The sequence below is a fragment of the Candidatus Erwinia haradaeae genome, assembly GCF_900698995.1.
Classification (GTDB): domain Bacteria; phylum Pseudomonadota; class Gammaproteobacteria; order Enterobacterales; family Enterobacteriaceae; genus Erwinia_E; species Erwinia_E haradaeae_C.
In genome coordinates this window covers 575785-597238 of sequence record NZ_LR217735.1, presented here as the reverse complement: position 1 = coordinate 597238, position 21454 = coordinate 575785, and the positions used below count along the sequence as shown (strand labels likewise).

Sequence of the window (21454 nt, the reverse complement as noted above, 5' to 3'; positions counted from 1 at the left end):
GGCACTAGCCGACCTCTTGTGCTATTTTAGTAAATAAGGCGCCACGTTCTTCAAAATTAGTAAACTGATCTAGGCTAGAACAGGCTGGTGATAAAAGCACTATATCTCCAGGTTGTACTTTAGAAGCGATTTCGATCATAGCCTCAGTCATAGTTTCAGTCTGTACTGTAATGTCTGGGCGTAATCGCGCTAGTTTATCCTTATCACGACCAAAGCAGTAAAGACGAAGATTTTTTCTCTGAAGGGGCTTGATTAGTGGTTTTAAATTAGATAACTTGCTGTCCCCGCCTAGCAATAACCATAAGATCCCGTCAGATTCTACACTATTTAGTGCTGCAGAGGTGCTGCTGACATTGGTAGACTTGGAGTCATTAATCCATTGAACACCATTTTTTTGATGTATAATTTGAAATCGATGTTCTAGACCTTTAAAACTGGTAAGTGAAGATAAGCTGATATCTCTCGGGATGTGCAACGCATCTGCTAAGGCTAGCGTGGCTAGCGCATTAATAAAATTATGCTTACCAATGATACGCATTTCATTAATATTTAATACATTTTCCCCACAAGCATGCAACCAAGTGCTATTATTTTGAGTCTTAAAATGATAATCGCCAGTGTTTTTACCAAAACTACGATAACATGAATGAGAATAATGTATTGGTATAGTTTTTTCGTCATCAGCATTCATCAGACAAAGCGAAGCATTTTTATAAATACGTAATTTAGTAGAACGATATTGCTGCATACCCAGTGGATATCGGTCCATATGATCTTCGCTTACATTCAAGATAGTTGCTGCTACTGCTTTTAGACTATAGGTTTTTTCAAGTTGAAAACTAGATAATTCTAAAATATATAATTGTGCAGGTTTCTTTAGTAACCTAAGAGCAGGAATACCAATATTACCACCTATTCCAACTATCCACCCCATAGATTTAGCGATCTTTCCGACCCAAGATGTAACAGTGCTTTTACCATTAGATCCGGTAATAGCAACAACTGGAATATGTGTTTCGCGACAAAATAGTTCAATGTCACTAATAATTTTAATTCCTGCCCGAGCGGCAGCTATAAGAGATGGTTGTAAAGGGGAAACGCCAGGACTAATGATAATTAAATCAGCATTTAATAACCAAGCATTATTGATTTTACCTAGACAATATTCAATATCTTTTGGTAAGAGCTTTAATAATGGAGGCTGTATGCGTATATCTATTACACGCGGCGTTACGCCGCGTGTCAGAAAAAAGTCTACACATGCACTACCTGTAAGACCAAGGCCAATAATAACGACTTTTGCGCCTATATAGTTATTTATGCTCATCGTATCTTAAGGGTAACTAAACTAATTAGAAGTAAAACAAGTGAGATAATCCAACACCGAACAATAATACGAGGCTCTGGGTAGCCATTTAACTCATAATGGTGATGTATAGGGGCCATGCGAAAAATACGCTGACCACACCATTTAAAATATCCAATCTGTAGTATCACCGATATTGTTTCTATCAAAAAAACTCCACCCATGATAAGAAACAGAAACTCCTGGCGCAATAATATTGCGATTACACCAAGCGAAGAACCTAAGGCAAGAGAGCCAACATCACCCATAAATATTTGCGCGGGATAGGTGTTAAACCATAAAAAACCTAAGCCAGATCCAAAAATTGCAGCACAAATAATAGCTAACTCACTGGTATGTGCTATATAAGGAATATGTAGATAAGCGGCATATTTTGCAGTCCCTGTTACAAAAGCAACTATAGCTAGGCCTATAGCAATAAACACAGTAGGAATAATTGCTAAACCATCTAACCCATCAGTAATGTTAACAGCATTACTAGTACCTACTATAACAATATATGTCATTAAAAGATAGAATACACCTAATTGTGGTATAATACTTTTAATAAATGGTAAAATTAAAAAAGTAGTATATGTTTCCCTGCCTATCATGTACATCGCTACAGCAACTAATAAAGCAATAATCGATTGCCAAATGTATTTCCAGCGTGCGGGCAATCCTACAGTGTTTTTATGTACTATTTTTTTATAATCATCTATAAAACCAATAATACCATAACTTACCAAAACAAACATTACAAACCAGACATATATATTACATGGATCAGCCCAAAAAAATACTGAAATAATAATAGCTACTAAGATTATAATACCACCCATTGTTGGCGTACCGCTCTTATTAAAATGGGTCTTTGGGCCATCTATACGTACAATTTGACGGCATGATAGTTTTTTAAGATAAATAATCATACGCCGACCAATCAAAAAAGATACACAAAGGGAAGTAAAAAAACTGCAAATAAAACGAAAAATTATATCAGAAAGAGCACCAAAACCAGCATAAAAGATAACTAAATATTCTTTTAGAAAGACTAACATACACCTTTCTCCTGTAAAATATTTACTATTTTTTCCATACATAAACTACGCGAACCTTTTACTAATAACGTAATACATTGATGTTGCATCAACAATTCATGTGCTCTATTTCCTAGTTCTTTGTGCTCTTTAAAGTATTCACCTACAGTGCTTTTACGCGCGATAAGCATTCCTAATGACCCTATACTTAATACTTTATTAATACCTGAGCTATGAATTAAATCCCCTACCTGAGAATGATATTTAATTGCATATTTCCCCATTTCTGCCATATCACCAACGATCATAACGCGATAACCAGGTCTTTCGGATAAAACTTTTATAGCAGCAATCATAGAGCCCATATTGGAGTTATAGCTATCATCTATTAGCAACTTATTTTTATTAAAATATATCGGAAATAAACGCCCTGATATTTCTTTCATATGACATAATCCCTTTGGTATTGCATGTAATGGTGCACCAATAGAAAGCGCTAATGCGCTAGCTGCAAGCGCATTAGCAATTTGATGATCTCCATGCAATGGTAGTGAAATCGCTATAGAGCCTTGAGGAGAATGTAAGTTAAATAGAGTTCCAGATGTATTACAGGAAATATCAGATGCATAAAAATCACTTGTGCTCTTTTTATGTATTGAAAATCGCCACAGAGCTCTCCCTTTAATGGCATGCCTCCAATTCTCTAAATCATGACTATCGTTATTAATAATAGCAGTGCCATGTATTGGTAAATGGTTTAAAATCTCTCCTTTAGCCTTAGCTAAACCAGATAGAGAACCAAAGCCTTCTAAATGGGCCGTTGAAAGATTATTAATAAGTACGCTTTCTGGCTGTGCTAACTGAACAGTATAGGCAATTTCTCCTATATGACTAGCGCCAAGCTCAACAACGATATACTTATGCCTTGAATGCAGACCTAAAAGTGTAATTGGTACTCCAATATCATTATTAAGAGTGCCAACAGTAGATAATGTCTGACCACAGTGACATAAAATAGCATCGGTCATGTCTTTAACAGACGTTTTTCCTGAAGATCCTGTAATTGCTACAACTCTAGCATTAGATTGTTGACGCACCCATGCAGCTAATTTACCTAACGCAACACGCGTATTTTTTACTACTACACATGGAGTGTTAAAATGTAAATATTTACTAACTAAAAGACCAGAACATCCTGCCTTTATAGCAAACCAAGCAAAATCATGAGCATCATAATATTTTCCCTGTAAAGCTACAAAGAAATTCCCTGTTCGCAGTTGACGCGTATCAGTACTAATATCAGATATGGTTATATTAGCCCCATAAAGAATCCCACCAGTAATTTCTGCTACTTTTTTTAAAGTTATAGGAATCATGTTAATTACCTTAAGAGGGTTAAAACTATATTTTTATCAGAGTAATTTATATTATTTTTTCCGAAAGTTTGATAATTTTCACTACCTTTACCAGCAATGAGTACAACATCATCTATTTTTGCTTGTTGTATCGCATACATTACTGCTTGAGCTCGATTAATAATCACATAAGCAGCGTGCGGATATAGCAATCCACTTAATATATCTCTGATAATAATTACAGGATCTTCATTACGAGGATTATCGTTAGTAATAATTAAAAAATCAGAAAGACGTTCGGCAAGCTCACCCATTATAGGACGCTTACCTGGGTCACGATCGCCACCACAACCAAAAATACACCATAATCTACCCTTACAGTACCGGCGTGTTTCTATTAGTACTTTTTCTAATGCACAAGGAGTGTGAGCATAATCTATTATTACCTCAGGTTTTTGAGCAATCCGAAACATCTCCATGCGACCAGTAACAGGTTCTAGTTGTTTTGCGGTACGTGTTAAGACTACTAAGGGATATTGCAACGATAGCAGGGTTGCTAAACTCAGTAAAAGGTTAATAACATTAAACGAACCTATTAAATGAGTCTCTATATATCCAGACCCCCAGCTAGAGGTAAAATCTATACTAGTGCCACTATTGCTATAAGTAACTTTTTGAGCTATTAACCATTGCTGATGCTGATTACAGTGATTCTTATGATCCATTCCGACATAGACTGCGTTAGGTAGTTTTTTTAGCCAATTCCGCCCTACTGCATCGTCAGCGTTAATAATGATTTTTTTTATCTGATATTTAGAAAATAGCTGCCATTTGCTATATTCATAATGATTCATGTTATGATGATAATCTAGGTGATCGCGACTAAGATTAGTAAACACCGCTGCAGAAAAAGGTAAAGCTGATACGCGACCTTGAGTAAGAGCATGCGAAGAAACTTCTATACCTACTAAACTGACACCCTGCTTTTCTAATGTAAATAAAGTATTTTGTACATCTATTGCAGAATCAGTCGTGTTATTTGTTGGAGTTAAGTGCCCATATAAACCATTGCCAAGTGTACCCATAATAGCACTTACGTTACCTAATAACTGAACCCATTGAGCTAATAAATGCGTAACAGTAGTTTTACCATTAGTACCAGTTACACCAATGAGTTTTAATTGTGTACCTGGATTCTGATAAAAATATCCTGCAATCTTCGAAAGAGACTGAGCTAGGTCCTCGATATAAGTTACTGGAATATTGCAAATATATCGAATGTCTCCATGTTTAGTGTAACCCTTGGATTCAGCAATAACTGCTGCTGCACCTTGAGAGATAGCTTGTGCAATAAAATTACGTCCATCTACTTTGTGTCCATTAATAGCTACAAACAGATCTCCTGACATTACTTTACGACTATCTAAAGTAATGTCCCGCAAAAGACAATTTGGTGCATTAGATACCCATGGTGCTAACAAGTTTTTCAGATTACGATAGAGCACTGTTTGTTTCTCATTTTTATGGATTATGCATTTTTTGTGAACTAAAACTAGATAATGTATCAGGTTTAACTTTCATGATATGAAGAACCTCAGTCATAATATTACTAAAAACAGGAGCTGAGACAGCACCGCCATAATATTGTCCAGATTGTGGATCATTAACTACAACAACTAGCGCAAAACGAGGCTTGCTAGCAGGTGCTACTCCAGCAGTGTAAGCAATATATCGATTAATAAATTTGCCATTTTTACCTACTTTTTTGACGGTACCTGTTTTAATAGCAATGCGATAATCTTTAACAGAAGCTTTGACGCCACAACCACCCGGTAGAGATACACTTTCCATCATGTGTAGCACTGTGCGCACTGTTTGAGCAGGGAAGATTCTCTTTCCTTCTATTGGAGTAGAAACTTTCATGATGGATAATGGGCGATAAATACCATAACTACCGAATGTTGCATAGACTCGTGCTAATTGTAATGGCGTTACCATAAGGCCATAACCAAAAGAAAATGCCGCTCTTTCTATATCAGACCAGCGTTTTTTTTGAGGAAAGAACCCTCTGCTTTCTCCAATCAAACCAAGGCTAGTAGTCTTTCCTAATCCAAAGCTCGAGTACGTATCTACTAATACATGTGATGGCATAGCTAACGCTAAACGAGTAACACCAACATTAGATGATTTTTGTAGAATTCCAGTAAGTGTCAGTTCATGATATAATGTTACATCGCGAATTATATGTCCATTAATTCGTAAAGGCTCCGTGTTTAATATACTATTTTCACTTACTAGTTTACCCTGAAGTGCGCTTAAAATCACCATAGGTTTTACCGTTGACCCTGGTTCAAACATGTCAGTAATTGCACGATTACGCATTGCACCTTGACTGACTCCATTCAAGTGATTTGGATTATAGGATGGACTATTCACCATTGCTAGAACCTCCCCTGTATGAATATCTAAAAGAACTGCTGTACCGGATTCAGCTCTATGAAAAGATACCGCTTTATGAAGCTCATGATACACCTGTGTTTGAAGACGCACATCAATACTCAAAGTAAGGTTGTTAGATTCCTGACGATCAATTAAAGGAATGTCTTCAATAACCTGACCCAGACGGTCTTGACGGACTATTCGCGAACCAGGTTGCCCCGTAAGCCATTTATCAAAGCTTTTTTCAATACCCTCAATGCCTTCTCCATCAATATTAGTAATACCAATTAGATGTGAGGTGACTTTTCCAGAAGGATAATAGCGACGCGACTCATTCCGTAGAAATATACCTGGTAGTTTTAGTTGTTTAATATACTCACTAATTTCTGGATCCACCTGACGCGCTAGATAAATAAATTGGCTAGATGGTCTAGCATTTACCCGTTCCATAAGCTTATTTATTGGAATGGATAATATATCAGCTAAGGCTCTCCAATGATCGTCTAGAATAATGCCACCCTGCTTATGCAGTTCTTTAGAATCAGCTAAAACAGAGTAAACAGGTACGCTCACTGCTAAAGGGCGACCCTTGCGATCTGTGATAATACCGCGTGCTGTCGGAATTACTTGTACACGCAGTGAGCGCATATCACCTTCATGTACCAACCTCTCAGGAGAGATCACTTGTAACCAAGCTAAACGAAAGAGTAAACTAATCATTCCAAAAAAAATAAAACTACATAACAAAGTAAAACGCCAGTAACAAAAACTACTCTGTGGTCCTCTGTTTTTTAATCTCTGATTGTATATATTTTTTACTCTTCTCATCCCGTACACTTTGCCTTTACTGAAAAATATCATTTTCTAAACACACATAATTGTGTTATATCCTGCTTACAGTAATGATGTAATTCACTTGCGTATACACTAAGTTGATTCTAATAAAATTAGAGATTTTTGCTAAATATTCAGTCTAAATGCTATAGAGACTCTTCTTGTGTTTAGTCTATCTTAGAAGACCTAATATATATTTCATTAACTGCTTTTCTACATTATAGGAACAGTCATTTTAAGCTGTTATTAAATAGAGCATTTTAGTTTTATAGTGCATCAACGTTTGGAGTGTCATGAAGAGACATATTATGGTGACTCATTAAACTATGTTATGCATTCATAAGATAATTATAATGGGATTGGAGTATTAGAAATGAAATGCACTGGATAATGTGCGTATGTTCTGTTATAATTATAGCGTTGTTTTTAGATAAACGCTTAAGATTATTATTATTTCCTGAAATATATGCATGCATATCCTTAATATCTCTAATATATTTATATAGAGATGTATTTACATAAAAATGTATATTGTTATTACAATGTTATGCGCTTATGTATTAGTTACAATGAATATTTCCTCAGAAATACACTACATTCATCTTTATACACTTTCGTATTATTAAATAAATGTAGTTATGCAAAAGGTATATAGATTTCTATAAGAACACTATCTTCATATATTTTAATATAGTATACTATTAATTTATTATTTAAAATAAAATATTATAGTTATGATTATAGTCATATTTTAATATTTTCTATTAAATCTTAATATTGATAATATCTAATTGATAATATCTAAAATATTTAATTAATCTGATGATTACATTATACATAAATCGTTATGTTAACGTATTTCACAGTATTTTCATTATTGATGTATTATACATTTCTACCTATTTGATACAGAAGAACAATAGTATTTTAATTTTAGAGGTAACTATTGTATGAAAATTTAATTATATTAAATAAAAAAGATGTTTATTTGATATTAAATAAAATAATATTTTTAATACTGATAATTATTTATTATTCAGATTAAGAATAAATAATTATAGAATTCTTTTTCTTTATTATTCCGGTTTTTCATGCCAGACGTGTATTTATATATAATTTGAGCAATAAAATACTACATTTTTAATAATAGAAAAATTTATTTAAATTTTGATCATCAACAATAAAGATTTACGATGTGCACATAATGCTAATCTTAGAAATTCATAGTTTATCTATATAAAAATTCTGTTATAAATAAACTGTATATGCCAACATGAATCCATACAACAGAAAAATATAAACCAGCCTATTCCAAGGTCAGATGATAAACATAGTCTCTGAATAACCAAGAGCAATCAAGAACTCTGGTATAAAAAATAAATTTTTAAAAATTTTAAAGTTAAATATAACTTATAATAACTTTCTGAGTATATGTGTGAGTATAATTAATAGCTATAATTATTTTAGTATTAAATTTTCTTAATATTCGGTATATATAATATAACTTACTAAAACATAGCGACATAGCAAATCGTTTTTGGACGTAAACTAATATCTCATAGTAATCAATCCGATTTTGTACGTAATTGATATAATAATGTACATTTAAAAAATTTTTTAAATATCTGATGAATAAACTACTTAGTATAGTATAGCTCTCATTATCACAACGATACTGAAAACTCTTTAAGCTAAGAAAAATATAGTTCATCGATTACATTCAAAGTGATGTTGTTTTGCTTGAAATAGAAAATTATCATAGCATACTAGTTATTTAGTAACATGCTTCGAAAAAGATTTATTCATACTGTAAAAAAATTATTTTTGTATTTTTTAAAAAACTTTACATATAAACATCAATCCATGTTTTTAGTATAAAAAATAGTATTATTATACTAAGATCATTAAAAATTTTTAATAATTAAATTTATCGTATTTCATTTATTGGAATTATAAAGTAAAAAATAATAAATAATACTCTGAAATCAAATTAACTCAATTTATTTACAGTACTTATGCAAAAACCAATGAATTAATATATGTATAATACAAAATCTTCGTGTTATACAATACAAAAATACATACTCATTTATAGATGAGTATTTTTTTTGATAAATAAATACAATAATAACGGGGGGGTTAACCTAAACTGTCATGCATGACTTAATAAAAAAATAAATAATACACTGTCTCTAATTGTAGATTATAAAGATATACAATCATGCTATTATATATTATCAATATTTTAGCTTTTACAAAAAATATTATTTCTGATGTTAAAAATACGTCAAGCATGATATACTAATGCGTTATATATATTTAAATACATTAAATTTTTTTTCATTTTATTAGGTTAAAGCGTTATTAATCATATTAGATTAATGTATCAAAATACATCAATCCTTTAATATTATCGCCAAATGATAGATAAAAAATAACCGATATTTTTATAACACACCTTATCTTTCTAAAGATATTGTAGAATATGATCATGATAAATTCAGGCATGTTTACCTTGATACTAGTATCATTATCATCCTATAATCTTATCTAGTCAAGCTGCGGCATGTGATATGAATTTGCCGTAGCACGTTATAAGATAATTGTAATTCCTATTCAGATTATATTATTAACGTAATAGATCTTTTTAGTAATAGAAGTTTATATACCTGGGTTTTTAATAATACTCAAAATAAACAAAAAAGTTAACATCAAAACCACGGAAGGTCCAGCTGGAGTATCATAATATGCAGAGAAGCCCAGCCCAGATGTTACTGCTAATATACCAATAAATACAGCGAATACAGCCATTTCTTCTGGGGATTTTGAAAATCTACGTGCAATAGCTGCTGGCATAATTAGTAATGAACTGATAATCAATGCACCAACAAACTTCATAGATATTCCAATTGTCAAAGCTGTAATGATCATTAAAATCATTTTAGTACTCTGAATATTAATTCCATCAACCTGCGCTAATTCTGCATTTACTGTTAAAGAGAGAAAGTTACGCCAATTCCAGATAATAACAAATAAAATCAGTACAACCCCAATTGAAATAATCCATAGATCACTAGGCATAACCGACAGAAGATCACCAAATAGGTATACCATTAAGTCAATGCGAATATTGGACATTAAACTAACCAGAATCAATCCTAATGATAATGCACCATGTGCTAGAATACCTAGTAGAGTATCAAGTTCCAAATGAGGATAACGCTCAAGCCAGACTAATATTATTGATAAAAATAATGTGACAATAATTACTGTATAACAAGGATTAATATTAAGTAATAATCCAAGTGCAATTCCAAGTAATGAGGTATGCGCCAAAGTATCACCAAAATAGGACATCCGTCGCCAGATAATAAATGAGCCCAATGGACCAGCTATTAATGCTAGCAATACCCCCGTCAACCATCCGGGGAACAATATTTCAGTCATTAAGTAGTGAATCTCCTACGTATAAGATATGAGGCTACCTTATTAAAGATTATGATTATTCTTATGATTTTTGTGTCGGTAAATGGCTAGTTTTTTCGCCCGAACAGGACCAAACATCGAAATAAATTCTGGATGTTGCGATACAGATTCAGAAGTACCAGAACAACAGATATGACGATTTAAACATAAAACTTCATCAGTTTTAGCCATAACAAAATGTAGATCATGTGAAACCATTAACACACCACAATTAAGGTCGTATCTTAATTGGTCGATTAAATCATAAAATGCAATTTGGCTATTAATATCAACACCTTGAATTGGTTCATCGAGAACTAGTAGTTTTGGTTTGTTGAGCAATGCGCGTGCCAATAATACTCTCTGTATTTCCCCTCCGGATAATTTTTGTAGAGGGAATTCTATTAAGTGTTCTGCTTGAACACGCTTTAAAGCAGGTATAATATCTACAAATTTAACGTTAGGTCGCAATTGCATAAATCTACCTACACTTAAAGGCAATGTAATATCTAGTAACATTTTTTGAGGCACATAACCAACAGACAATTTTGAAAGGCGATACACAGTGCCAAAAGTAGGGCGAATCAACCCAAGAACTACGCGTACCAATGTTGATTTACCGGCTCCATTTGGACCTACTAACGTTAGTATGCGTCCTGATTCTAGATTCAGTGAAATATTAGTTAATACTAAACACTGACCAAGTTTTACTGTAATTTGTTTAATAGATATTAAAGTAGATATATTCATTGTAATTGATGTAATATTTTACATATTGGCATATGATATATAGCCTATTGAAATGGAATGAATCATGATTTTATGGAAAAGCTTAAAAAGAGTTCTCATGTTAGTTTTAGGAATATTTATAGCATTTCTGTCATTTACAACTAGAGCTACTATTATCGCATCAATAAAACCAATAGGTTTTATTGCCGCATCTATTGCTGACGGTCTTACTCTAGTAAAGATTCTTCTTCCGGAAGGTGCCTCTGTGCATAATTATGCACTGCGTCCATCAGATATAAAGCATCTTCAGGAAGCAGATTTAGTAGTTTGGGTTGGTCCTGAAATGGAATCATTTATGAAAAAACCTTTAGAAAAATTACCGACACAAAATACTATCGAGATAAGTCAGTTGCCAGGAGTACAATCATTATTACTACTTAATAAATTATATAAAGGATCTAAATATATCAATCCATTACCAAATATCGAGAATCATATACAATTAACAAATCATGAATATCGTCATTATCATAGTAAATATAATATGCACCTTTGGATGTCACCAGATATTGCTCTTCAAATAGCAATCGCTATTCATTCTAAGTTATTAGAGTACATGCCAGAAAATCAAGATCAACTAAATGCGAATTTACAGTATTTTAAGGCTTCTATCTTAACGATGAATAAAACAATTAATCAACAACTTTTACCATTAAAGGATCGTAGCTATTTTGTTTTTCATGATGCTTACACCTATTTTGAAAAGTATTATAGTCTAATTCCTACTGGTTATTTTACTATTAACCCAGAAATTCAACCAGGTGCACAGCGTTTACATTACATAAAAATGCAACTGCTTTCAAAAAAAACACAATGCGTCTTTACTGAACCACAGTTCCAACCAATCGTAGTGAAAGCCATTTCTAGAGGAACCAATGTTCGTTTTGGTACATTAGATCCTCTTGGCACAGAAATATCTATAAGTAAAGACAGTTACATAAAGTTTCTTTTAAAGTTATCTACTCAATATAGTAGCTGTTTACAGGAGGATTAAATTAAGGGAGTGTATGCGCAGAAAAAACTCAACGCTATTAGTTTAGCGTTTTATGGTTTATTTTGTCTTCACCCTATTATATTGAGTGCATTTATGGTGGCGCCATTAATTGTTTCTATTTTTAGTTCAAAGCTACATATTAGCTATGCTAGTAGCGCTAGTCTACCAATTAACCGTGCTCAATTTAAGAATAATCAAATTAGCGCTTCGCTTCCAAAAGATAGCGAACCTCTTGATGAAGAAAGCTCATCTATTGAAGATGATTTACTTAAAGATGACATGGATAATGCTATCTCTAGTGAAACAAATGTCCATGATTATATCGTTACTTACGGAGACACGCTTAGTAACATAATAAACCAGTATGATGTAGAGTTAGCAGATATTATTCAATTAATCAGGTGTGATCGTAGGTTGCATAATTTACATATTGGCCAAAAACTATCATGGACACTAAATAATAAACATCAACTGCAACACTTAACATGGGAGCGCTCACATGGTGAAATAAGATGCTATGAACGAACTAAAAAAGGTTTTAAAGTATCTTTATCGCTTAAAATGGATTTGTTTCAACGCAAAATTACAACAGTCATAGTTAATACTAGCTTTATTAATAGTGCTAGATTAGCAGGTTTAAGCACTAAAGAGATTCAAGCAGTAATTAAATCTTTACAATGGCAAATCGATTTTCGTAAACTTCGTGATGGTGATCGTTTTGAAATATTAACAATGTATGCAATGTTAAATGGTAAAAAACAAAAAAGTGAATTGTTAGGGGTTAGGTTGCATAATACTAATAAGAATTATTATGCAATTCGAGCAGTTAATGGTAAGTTTTATGATCGTAGTGGGTCTGATTTAACAAGTAGATTTATGCGTTTTCCTACTGTAAAAAAATATCGCGTTTCTTCTTCGTTTAATCTGAGACGACCTAATCCAATCACGGGCAAAATTATACCACATAAAGGTGTCGATTTCGCAGTTCCTATCGGAACCCCTGTGTTGGCAATAGGAGACGGAGAAATCATTGTCTCTAGATTTAGTAGCACAGCTGGGAAATATGTAGCCATACGACATGGGCATCAATATATGACACGTTATATGCATTTAAACACCTTGCTAGTAAAGGTTGGGCAGAAAGTAAAGCGTGGTGAACATATCGCACTTTCCGGAAATACTGGACGCTCTACTGGACCACATGTCCATTTTGAAATTTGGGTAAACAATCAAGCCGTAAACCCTCTTACTGCTAGATTACCCTGCATGGAGAAGTTAACTGGAAAAAATCGACGTAATTATTTAGATAAAGCAAAAAAAATAATACTACAGTTAAATAAAAAGTAATATTAAAACACAATATATAACTATGTCAAAATTAGTAGAGATATAATCATTATTAATTTAAGAAATATACTACTTACTATGCAAGTATAAGTAATATCCGTTATTATTTTGTCAATTTTGATTTATCAATAACATAACAATCTACCAATGTTTGAGCGCAAGACCATTAATCTATATTATGCATCATCGATATCTTATAATCTTATATATATTAATGTTTAGACTTTAATATATACAAATTGATGTGTATAATAAAAATTATTATATGGATTTTTTAATATAAAGAAAAATTTTTTTATAGTTGCATTATCATTAAATAATATTTTTTATTATTTTCTATAATATAATCTTTAAAAAATTTAATTTAATTACAAAAAACTCTTTATGTTAACTCAATTAAATACAATTTTTATTGTATCTACATGAATAGATGCTATTTTATATAGCTTAAGGTTATATAATTATATAATAAACACTTTTAATAATGATTGAGTCTTAATACTAATATGTCTATAGAATTATTTATCCTTCAATGTTTGTTGCGCTTTTCATAAAATAGTAGGGTTTTATTATTATAAGAAAGTTTCTCAATTTATTAGGATGAACTTAATGAAATATATTGGTGCTCATGTTAGTATAGCTGGCGGTTTAGAGAAAGCGGTTGAACGTGCTGCGCAATTACAAGCTACAGCTTTTGCTTTTTTTACTAAAAATCAGCGTCAGTGGCACGCGACTTCTCTTGCTTCTGAAAAAATTTGCGCTTTTCATCGCGCGTGCGAGATACATCAATATACATCAGAGCAAATTATTCCCCACGGTAGCTATCTGATTAACTTAGGTCACCCTATATCGGATAAATTAGAAAAATCTCGTTTTTCTTTGCTGGATGAAGTTAATCGCTGTCAGCAATTAAACTTAACATTGTTAAATATACATCCAGGTAGTCATTTAAAAATGTTAACAGAGGATCAGTGTTTAAAACGTATCGCTGAATCAATTAATATTGTCCTTAGTAAAACCAAAGGAGTTACTATTGTCCTTGAAAATACTGCGGGACAAGGAAGTAATGTGGGGTTTTTATTTGAACATTTATCCACTATTATTCATAATGTGGAAGATAAGTCTCGCGTTGGCGTATGTATAGATACTTGCCATGCTTTTTCTAGTGGTTATGAGCTGCGCACTGAACATGATTGTGTTCAAACATTCTCTGATTTTGATAGAATTATAGGATTTAAATATTTATGTGCGTTACATCTTAATGATTCTAAAAGTCAATTTAATAGTCGACTAGATCGTCACCATAATTTAGGTAAAGGAACCATAGGGAGAACAGCATTTAGTTGGATAATGAAAAATGAACGATTTAATCGTATACCAATGATTTTAGAGACAGTTAACCAAGATTACTGGAAAGAGGAAATTAATTGGTTAAAATCCGAACAAGATAAAAACAGATCGTAATCTATTTTTATCTATAAAAGAAAATTAACATTTATTCTCACATATCACTAATGTTATAAATTCCATTAGAATTCAGAAACTTCTTTTTCTGGTAGTTTTATCTTTGCGTAAGATATACTTGTTAACAAAGTACCTATAATAATGGCACAAAGATAACCAACTATTGGAGTAACTACTCCAGGCATCAAAAGAACAAATAAACCACCGTGTGGTACCATTAATTGAGCGCCAATAGCCATAGAAATTGCACCTGTCACTGCACCACCAATAGCACAGCAGGACAGTACGCGTATAGGGTCTCGAGCAGCAAATGGAATAGCACCTTCAGATATAAAACACATGCCTAATACTAAGGCTGTTTTACCTAAAACTCTTTGTTTTTTAGTAAATTTCTTACGAACAATTAATGTTGCCATCCCCATTGAGAGCGGAGGAACCATACCAGCTGCCATAATAGCTGCCATTGGTGCATAAGTTTTTGAACTGAGAAGCCCTATTCCAAAGGCATATGCTACTTTATTTAGTGGTCCACCCATATCAATACACATCATACTGCCTAAAATACTTCCTAAAAGTATAGCATTAGTGGTACCAAGATTACCCAAAATACTAGCAAGGCTAGACATTAGCCCGGACACTGGTTTACCAATTATGTATATCATTACAAGACCGGTTAAAAGGCTAGATATTACAGGAAGAATTAAGAGTGGCTTTAATGATTCCATACTACTTGGTACATGGATATAAGAATTGAGAGACTTAACAGTATAACCAGCTATAAAACCAGCAATTATGCCACCAATAAAACCTGAATTTATGTTAGTTGCCAGCATCCCACCAATAAAGCCTGGTGTTAACCCAGGTCGATCAGCAATAGAAAAGGAAATAAACCCTGATAAAATTGGCATTATAAGCATAAGTGCAGCACCATTTCCAATTTGACTAAGCGCTGTAACAAAAAAATCTGAATCATCACATATGGCATTACCAACTGCAAAAGAAAGAGCAGTAATGAGACCACCAGACACAATCATTGGCAACATATAAGAAATACCAGTCATCAAGTGACGATAAGATCCAGTCTTTTCTTGATGATGCTTTTCTTTTTCTCCATCATGATTAATCATTGGATGATATGGTATAGATTTGAGAAAAGCATTATCTAATTCCTGTTTTGTATTTTTCAGTGCTAAACAAGTTGAAGTTCTGTAGATTCTTTTACCGGAAAACTTTATTAAATCTACTTCAATATCAGCGGCAACAATTACAAAATCTGCTAAAGCAATTTCATCATTAGTGATAATATTTTGTGTACCTATCGAACCTCGTGTTTCTACTTTTATCCACCAACCTCGTTTTTTTGCCTCAATACTAAGTGCTTCAGCAGCCATAAAAGTATGCGCTACGCCTGTAGGACATGCAGTTACTGCTAGAACCCTCTTGCATGGCGTTTTTGGATCTATGATAGATTGTGACTGAGAAATTGGCATGTTATATAGTTTAGCATCTGTTAAGGCCTGTGTTAAAAATTTTTTTGGAGCACGCATAAAGCGCTTGATATCTATTAAGTAAATAGATTTACCAATAAACCGATTATCTGCTGGTTGTGTATTACCTAAAACAATTATTAAATCAGCTTCTTTTATGTTTTTTGTTAATACCACATCAATAGATTTTGCCGCTTCGGTGATAATACGTTGAACAATATGCTGCGCGCATCGTCCCAGAGAAGAGTCCATGATCAGTAAGGTTTTCATTATAATATATCTCCAGAGGATAGTGTTGAATAAGGATATAGATCAACACGCTTCATCATCGTAGATAATTGCGCATGGTTAGTGACACCAACACTACTATGATTAACAGAAAGTGCAGAAATAGCAGTAGCAAGACGCAAAATATATTCACTTGATTCGTTCATAAGTAGCCCATAGATTAAACCACCGACCATAGAATCTCCCGCTCCTACGGTACTAATGACATCACAGCATGGCGGTTTTGATATCCATACTCCATTAGAATTAACTAGTATTGCTCCTTCTGCTCCCATTGAGATAACTACATGTTCAACACCTTTCCCGCGAAGAATTTGTGCGCTATTAATCACGTCTTCTTTAGTCGGTAAAGAATGTCCTATATATGTTTCTAACTCCCAACGATTAGGTTTAATAAGATAAGGTTTTGCAGTAAGACCTGCAATAAATGTTTCATGACTACTGTCAAATACGATGCATGGACAATATTTGCGAGCTTGTTTCATCCAATATGCAAAAGCAGAGAGATCAATACCATCTGGTAGACTACCACTAATACAGAGTATATCGAACTGGTTAAAAATAATACGAGACTTAGTAAAAAAACTTTCCCATTCTTGGGTAGTGACCTTAAATCCGGAAAAATTAATTTCTGTCAGTTCTCCATTGCATTCAGTTAGCTTAATGTTTGTACGGGTGTATCCATTTACTAGGTTAAAACAATTAATGATACCTTTTTTTTTAAAAAGACAAAGAAATCCGTCCTGGTTTTTTTTTCCTAAAAAACCAAAAACTGTTACATCGATATTCAGGTCTCTAAGTATCTTAGCTACATTAATCCCCTTACCAGCAGCGTGCATACTAATTGTATTGACTAAGTTTAACTCTCCACGCTCTAGATGTGGAATACGCCCCTCTAAATCATAGGCCGGATTAAAAGTAACAGTAGCTACGCGTTTACTCATTTTTATTTTCACCTAAACCACCAGCAATCGCTTCTGTAACTGCCAACATCATTTTTTGAGCTTCTTGCCCCCTAGCAATAAATCGTAAACGATGACCCTTTTTGGCACCAAGCGCGACCATCTTCATTAAACTTCTGCCATTAGCTGGCTGCCCATTACCATCAAGATTAATAACACTGACTTTACAGTTAAACCCTTTAATTAAGTTAACCAATACAGCGCCTGGGCGTGCATGTAAACCATGTTGGTTATTAATTGTAAACTCCTTAGTTATTACCAACTCTTTCGAATCTAAAGTTTCATTGGTTAATAATTCAACAATATAATAGGCGTCTCCATGAAGTAGCTGATCGCATTCATTATTTATTAAAAGACGACTCAAGCAGTTAAGTACCACTAATGGTTTCTCGTCAATTATAGATACAGTTATTAATAGTGAAACTTTTTCACCTTCAGCATTGAATGGTCGTGTTGCACGACTAATTGCAATACCATTAATTAAATTTCCTTGAGAACTTTCATTAAGCCAAATTCCTTGCCCGAGATTAAGAGGTGGATCTGACAGGATCTGCGAAAGAAACGAGCTGTCTACTAAACCAGCTTTTTTCAGCAAGCCTGCATTTACTGCTTGTAACGTAATTAAATTACAATTTTCTATGTCGGTAGTAATTAGCGAAACATCTAAGGAAAATGATGTAGAATTTTGATCTCCAATTAATATACTACGTAAAGTTTTAGCTGAATGGGTGTTTTTAAGTTTTTTGGTCAAGCTTTCATCATGCAATGCATGAGTTATCTGTCGAAGTAACTCAAGGTGTTCATCAGATTTAGCAGCAATACCAATTACTATATACGCAATCTGCTGCTCTCCCCAATCTACTCCATCTGGAAATTGAAATACCTGTATGCCAGTTTTTAGTACCAAATGACGAGAATTAATCGTTCCATGTGGAATAGCAATGCCGTTGCCTAAGTAAGTAGATGTTTGTTTTTCACGTTCCAGCATTGCCTCTAAATAGTCACCGTTAACATTTCCAGCTGCAGCCAAAGCAATGGAAACTTGACGAATTGCATCTTTTTTGTCGCTCGCCCATGCTCCTGGCGTGATGGCGTTGAGTGCTAGCTGCAACATAGTTCTCCCTGTTGCGAAATATAAATCATTTTATCTGGTCTTCCTTGTTACTATCTTACTTTTTTGAGATAACATAACGCAAGTATTATAATATTAAGATTGCTTGGTATCTTTAATTATTAATAAAATTAGTATGATATTAAGGATCATTAAGTTCAAACTATATCTATACAAGGACCATGCTTTAAATTTTTTTATAAATTTTCTATAAAAATGCTATCTAGATCATCCGATGAGCACTATAATACCAAATATTCACTGGCATTATTTGTAAAAATCACAAAATATCTCACGCCTCATGACATGAGATTGGTTGAATCATATTATATGGATAAACATTAACTATTAATTTTATTACAGATGTTCTAAAAATATGATAGAATATATATGTTTCATTATATCACTTTATATTCTATATCACTTTGCATTTGTAATGATACGACATAATTTATGCACTATGAAATAATTTATAACTCTGAAAGAGTTATCACAAAGAATTTTAGAATAAAATATATTGTCTAACCATTGATAGATACTTCATGAAAGATATTAAATAAGATCAAATAACGTTAAAAATCATTATTACTTTTTAAAAATAAAGCAATACAAATTGAAGGATTATGATTATCAATCGCTATTTATTATTTTAAAATAACTTATGTAGTATAACATAATGAATAAAAAAGTAATTTCAATATTAATCAAAAACATTATTACATGTAATCATAATACATAATTATTTACTATAAGTAACGCAATGCGCAATTAATTGTGGTGCGGTACAAAAAATAATTTCTCATTTGGCTCTTAAACATGCCATTTATTTTTAATTTAACAGCAATGCTTCCATCGAAAAAACCAATTTAAGAGACTAGTCACTTACTATGATGCCTTTTATGCCATGAAATTTTAAAAAATTTTTATATAATTAAAGCAGCGGATCTTAATTTAAATTTATTATATTCATAAAATAAAATTTAAGCAATTTTGTTAATATCCAGAAACAGTCCCATTAAAATAAAATGAAAACTCTTATCTTATTTTCTAGTCGTTATGGTCAAACGAGAAAAATTTCATATTATATTGCTGGCATTTTACAAAAAAAAGTGGAGTGTTGTATTAAAAATATAGAAAGCGCTGGTGACATTAATTGCTTGCAGTATGATCGTATTCTCATTGGCGCCTCGGTTTACTACGGTCATTTTCACCCACCATTCGAACAATTTATAAAAAAAAATGCAAATATATTAAATCAGGTTATTAGCGGTTTTTTTTCTGTAAATCTTGTTGCGCGTAAGCCAGAAAAACGCACACCAGAAACAAATCCATATACTCGCAAATTCTTATTGCAATCGCTGTGGAAACCTAATTGTTGTGCGGTATTTTCTGGCGCATTACGTTATCCTGATTATAGCCTCTTGAACCGTTTTATGATCAAACTGATCATGTATATCACGAAAGGTGATACTGATAGCAAAAAACCATTTATTGAATATACTGATTGGAAACAGGTCCGTTATTTTGCTAATCAATTTTTAAATTTTCAAAAATTTTACAATAAAAACTTGCTCTAAATCTAAAAAATATTTAAATATTAATTTTTATGTAAAGTTTTCAGTATATTCATTGTGCAAGTCTGCATGATATACTTGAATTATCTATAATTACATGAATTAAGAGTAGATATTATTTTAAAAAAAGAAACAATTATAACTCGTAGATTGTTTTATATTAATCTTTAATACTATCTACTTTTGTTAAAACATTCAGTTATCAACTATTACAGGTTTACTATTGAGATGATAATCTTCGATATACTATAGTTTTTATTATACAGAGTGTATAAATTGAATGTTTATTTCCTAAATTCTTTATTTATTAATTTTAGAGAGATCCAGCAATCTAATTCTTAGCATTGGACTAGATTTTTTAATCTATATAGATTGATAGTTAAATAATAAAAATTATATTTATATATCACATTGATGGTAGAATCTAAAAAATTCAATATTCTTTTATTGTTTATATTTCATAAATTATGTGAAAATCGCATTCACTACATGAATTACATAATCTTTCAATGACAAGAAATTATGCAAGTAATATAAAAACGCATTAAAAAATTTAAATTCATTTAATTAATGCTGATTATTAATGTAAGAAACTTATAATTAATACTGTGGCTATTTATAACCTCATTACATATTTTGTCATTATGTGATAATAGGTAAATTATAGCAATAAAAAAATAAAAAATTATTAGAAACACATAACATAAACTTTTGTAAAAAATTAGATCATAGACTTATTAAATTTTTTAATTTTAATTTTAATTTTTCATTAAAATCATATCGTACATTAAATACTTACTTAGATATAAATGCATTAATATAATTATATCTATTGTATAAACTTAGAACATACAGAAATGATAGATTTCTAATATTATTTTATCAGATACAAAATTATATTAATAAAATCTTTCAACTAATATAATATTTCAAATATAAACTAATATGTATAAAAGGTTT

General features: G+C 32.1%; 14 protein-coding genes. 4 read left to right on the top strand and 10 right to left on the bottom strand.

Annotated features, from left to right (window positions below; all coding sequences use genetic code 11):
- Positions 1–4 precede the first annotated feature (4 nt).
- The 7 genes from murD to znuC form a co-directional block, all read right to left on the bottom strand.
- On the bottom strand, positions 5–1321 hold the full coding sequence (murD, locus tag ERCISPPA3004_RS01890) for a UDP-N-acetylmuramoyl-L-alanine--D-glutamate ligase (RefSeq protein WP_157990683.1): 1317 nt from the start codon (positions 1319–1321) through the stop codon (positions 5–7).
- 2 nt (positions 1322–1323) lie between these two features.
- Positions 1324–2406 carry a phospho-N-acetylmuramoyl-pentapeptide-transferase gene (gene mraY, locus ERCISPPA3004_RS01885; RefSeq protein WP_157990428.1) on the bottom strand — a complete coding sequence of 361 codons (1083 nt, stop codon included), beginning with the start codon at positions 2404–2406 and terminating at the stop codon, positions 1324–1326.
- Positions 2400–3761: a UDP-N-acetylmuramoyl-tripeptide--D-alanyl-D-alanine ligase gene (gene murF / locus ERCISPPA3004_RS01880; protein WP_157990427.1), complete on the bottom strand. Its 1362-nt coding sequence runs from the start codon at positions 3759–3761 to the stop codon at positions 2400–2402. The genes mraY and murF overlap by 7 nt, the downstream gene beginning before the upstream one ends.
- A 5-nt stretch (positions 3762–3766) precedes the next feature.
- A complete protein-coding gene (murE, locus tag ERCISPPA3004_RS01875) occupies positions 3767–5245 on the bottom strand; it encodes a UDP-N-acetylmuramoyl-L-alanyl-D-glutamate--2,6-diaminopimelate ligase (protein ID WP_157990426.1) in 1479 nt (492 codons plus the stop codon).
- Positions 5246–5261: 16 nt separating this feature from the next.
- A complete protein-coding gene (ftsI, locus tag ERCISPPA3004_RS01870) occupies positions 5262–7007 on the bottom strand; it encodes a peptidoglycan glycosyltransferase FtsI (RefSeq protein ID WP_157990425.1) in 1746 nt (581 codons plus the stop codon).
- 2667 nt (positions 7008–9674) lie between these two features.
- Positions 9675–10460, bottom strand: coding sequence for a zinc ABC transporter permease subunit ZnuB (gene znuB / locus ERCISPPA3004_RS01865; protein ID WP_157990424.1), 786 nt, complete (start codon positions 10458–10460; stop codon positions 9675–9677).
- A 42-nt stretch (positions 10461–10502) separates the two neighbouring features.
- Positions 10503–11222: a zinc ABC transporter ATP-binding protein ZnuC gene (gene znuC / locus ERCISPPA3004_RS01860; protein WP_157990682.1), complete on the bottom strand. Its 720-nt coding sequence runs from the start codon at positions 11220–11222 to the stop codon at positions 10503–10505.
- Between the two features lie 70 nt (positions 11223–11292).
- Here znuC and znuA point away from each other — a divergent pair, with 70 nt between their 5' ends.
- The 3 genes from znuA (at position 11293) to nfo (ending at position 15072) form a co-directional block, all read left to right on the top strand.
- A complete protein-coding gene (znuA, locus tag ERCISPPA3004_RS01855; protein ID WP_157990423.1) occupies positions 11293–12261 on the top strand; it encodes a zinc ABC transporter substrate-binding protein ZnuA in 969 nt (322 codons plus the stop codon).
- A gap of 9 nt (positions 12262–12270) precedes the next feature.
- Entirely contained in the window at positions 12271–13608 is a 1338-nt protein-coding gene (gene mepM, locus ERCISPPA3004_RS01850) for a murein DD-endopeptidase MepM (protein ID WP_157990422.1), read from the top strand.
- 609 nt (positions 13609–14217) lie between these two features.
- A complete protein-coding gene (gene nfo / locus ERCISPPA3004_RS01845; RefSeq protein WP_157990421.1) occupies positions 14218–15072 on the top strand; it encodes a deoxyribonuclease IV in 855 nt (284 codons plus the stop codon).
- A 65-nt stretch (positions 15073–15137) separates the two neighbouring features.
- On the opposite strand, the gene fruA is transcribed toward nfo, so the two are convergent.
- Genes fruA through fruB form a run of 3 tightly spaced genes read right to left on the bottom strand, consistent with a single transcriptional unit; the run spans position 15138 to position 18923 of the window.
- The gene (fruA, locus tag ERCISPPA3004_RS01840) at positions 15138–16829 is read right to left on the bottom strand and encodes a PTS fructose transporter subunit IIBC (RefSeq protein WP_157990420.1); all 1692 of its coding nucleotides are present in this window, start codon (positions 16827–16829) and stop codon (positions 15138–15140) included.
- Positions 16829–17791, bottom strand: a complete 963-nt coding sequence (gene fruK, locus ERCISPPA3004_RS01835; protein ID WP_157990419.1) for a 1-phosphofructokinase — start codon at positions 17789–17791, stop codon at positions 16829–16831. The genes fruA and fruK overlap by 1 nt, the downstream gene beginning before the upstream one ends.
- Positions 17784–18923, bottom strand: a complete 1140-nt coding sequence (fruB, locus tag ERCISPPA3004_RS01830) for a fused PTS fructose transporter subunit IIA/HPr protein (protein WP_157990418.1) — start codon at positions 18921–18923, stop codon at positions 17784–17786. Before fruB ends, fruK begins: the two co-directional genes overlap by 8 nt.
- 1022 nt (positions 18924–19945) lie before the next feature.
- Between fruB and hemG the strand changes: the two genes are divergently transcribed.
- Complete coding sequence (hemG, locus tag ERCISPPA3004_RS01825) at positions 19946–20497, top strand: menaquinone-dependent protoporphyrinogen IX dehydrogenase (protein WP_157990417.1); 552 nt, start codon at positions 19946–19948, stop codon at positions 20495–20497.
- Positions 20498–21454 lie beyond the last annotated feature (957 nt).

Excerpts from the sequence above, each read along its gene's own strand:
- fruB (WP_157990418.1), bottom strand. The coding sequence starts at position 18,923 with ATGTTGCAGCTAGCACTCAACGCCATCACGCCAGGAGCATGGGCGAGC.
- znuA (WP_157990423.1), top strand. The coding sequence starts at position 11,293 with ATGATTTTATGGAAAAGCTTAAAAAGAGTTCTCATGTTAGTTTTAGGA.
- nfo (WP_157990421.1), top strand. The coding sequence starts at position 14,218 with ATGAAATATATTGGTGCTCATGTTAGTATAGCTGGCGGTTTAGAGAAA.
- znuB (WP_157990424.1), bottom strand. The coding sequence starts at position 10,460 with ATGACTGAAATATTGTTCCCCGGATGGTTGACGGGGGTATTGCTAGCA.
- hemG (WP_157990417.1), top strand. The coding sequence starts at position 19,946 with ATGAAAACTCTTATCTTATTTTCTAGTCGTTATGGTCAAACGAGAAAA.
- ftsI (WP_157990425.1), bottom strand. The coding sequence starts at position 7,007 with ATGAGAAGAGTAAAAAATATATACAATCAGAGATTAAAAAACAGAGGA.
- murF (WP_157990427.1), bottom strand. The coding sequence starts at position 3,761 with ATGATTCCTATAACTTTAAAAAAAGTAGCAGAAATTACTGGTGGGATT.
- fruK (WP_157990419.1), bottom strand. The coding sequence starts at position 17,791 with ATGAGTAAACGCGTAGCTACTGTTACTTTTAATCCGGCCTATGATTTA.
- fruA (WP_157990420.1), bottom strand. The coding sequence starts at position 16,829 with ATGAAAACCTTACTGATCATGGACTCTTCTCTGGGACGATGCGCGCAG.
- mraY (WP_157990428.1), bottom strand. The coding sequence starts at position 2,406 with ATGTTAGTCTTTCTAAAAGAATATTTAGTTATCTTTTATGCTGGTTTT.